Source organism: Mesorhizobium sp. WSM4837 (assembly GCF_055811435.1).
In genome coordinates this window covers 1-1,199 of record NZ_JBVVQE010000202.1, presented here as the reverse complement: position 1 = coordinate 1,199, position 1,199 = coordinate 1, and the positions used below count along the sequence as shown (strand labels likewise).

The window sequence follows — 1,199 nt, the reverse complement described above, 5'->3', positions numbered from 1 at the left end:
GCGTGATTCACTCGGTTCGGCGGCGGCGAATCGAGGGGACGGCGAATGTCCAAGCCACGCGAGAAGCGCGAGACGGGAGAGCAGGATCTGTTCCGCTCCAGGCTCGATCAGATCATCAACATGAAGCACGAGCTGGTGCGGCTGGCGCAGGCGATCGACTGGCCGGTGCTGGAGGAGCGTTGCGGCGCCGTCTATTCGGACGGCCCCGGCATGCCGCCGCTGCCGATCCGGCTGATGGCGGGGCTGGCGATCCTCAAGCACACCTTCAACCTGTCGGATGAGGTGCTGTGCGAGCGCTGGGTGGAGAACCCTTACTTCCAGTATGTCACCGGCGAGACGTTCTTTTGCCATACGCTGCCGTTTGACCGCTCCTCGATGACGCGTTGGCGCAGCCGTATGGGCGAGGAGCGGATCGTGGCGCTGTTGCAGGAGAGCCTCAGCCTTGCGATCAAGACCGGGGCGATGAAGCCGGCCGACACGCGCCAGGTCATCGTCGACACGACCGTGCAGCCGAAGAACGTCATGTTCCCGACCGACGCCAAGCTCATCCACCGGGCGCGCGAACGGCTGGTGCGGCTGGCCAAGAGGAAGGGGCTCCATTTGCGCCAGAGCTATATGCGGGTCGGCAAGCTGGCGCTGATCAGCCATCAGCGCTATGCCCACGCCAAGCAGTTCAAGCGGGCGAACAAGGCGCTGCGCAGGCTCAAGACCTATCTCGGCCGGACCATTCGCGACATCTCTCGCCAGATCGCCGGCGATGCGGGGCTGGACGCGCTCTTCAAATGGCCGCTCTACCAGGCGGCCACCGTTCTCGAGCAACGCCAGCGCCAGCGCGGCCGCAAGATCTACAGCCTGCACGCACACGAGGTAGAATGCATCGGCAAGGGCAAGGCGCATATGCCCTACGAGTTCGGGGTGAAGGTGTCGGTGGCCACCACGCTGAAGCGTTCCAAGGGTGGCCAGTTCGCCCTGCATGCAAAAGCACTGCCCGGCAATCCCTATGACGGCCACACGCTGGCAAGCGTCATCCCCGACATGGAAAAGACCATCGGCAACGAGATCGGCCGCATCCTCGCCGATGCCGGCTATCGCGGCCACAACGCACCGCAGAGCCACAAGTTCAGGGTCTTCACCGCCGGCCAGAAGCGCCGCGTCACCCCAGCCATCAAGCGCCAGATGCGGCGGCGGTCGGCGGTCGA

Annotated in this window: 1 protein-coding gene; it reads left to right on the top strand. The window is 65.0% G+C overall.

The window, feature by feature from the left end; genetic code table 11:
- Window positions 1-45: 45 nt before the first annotated feature.
- On the top strand, window positions 46-1,199 hold a 1,154-nt coding region (locus tag AC0L3D_RS36685), incomplete at its 3' end, for an IS5 family transposase (protein WP_473647532.1).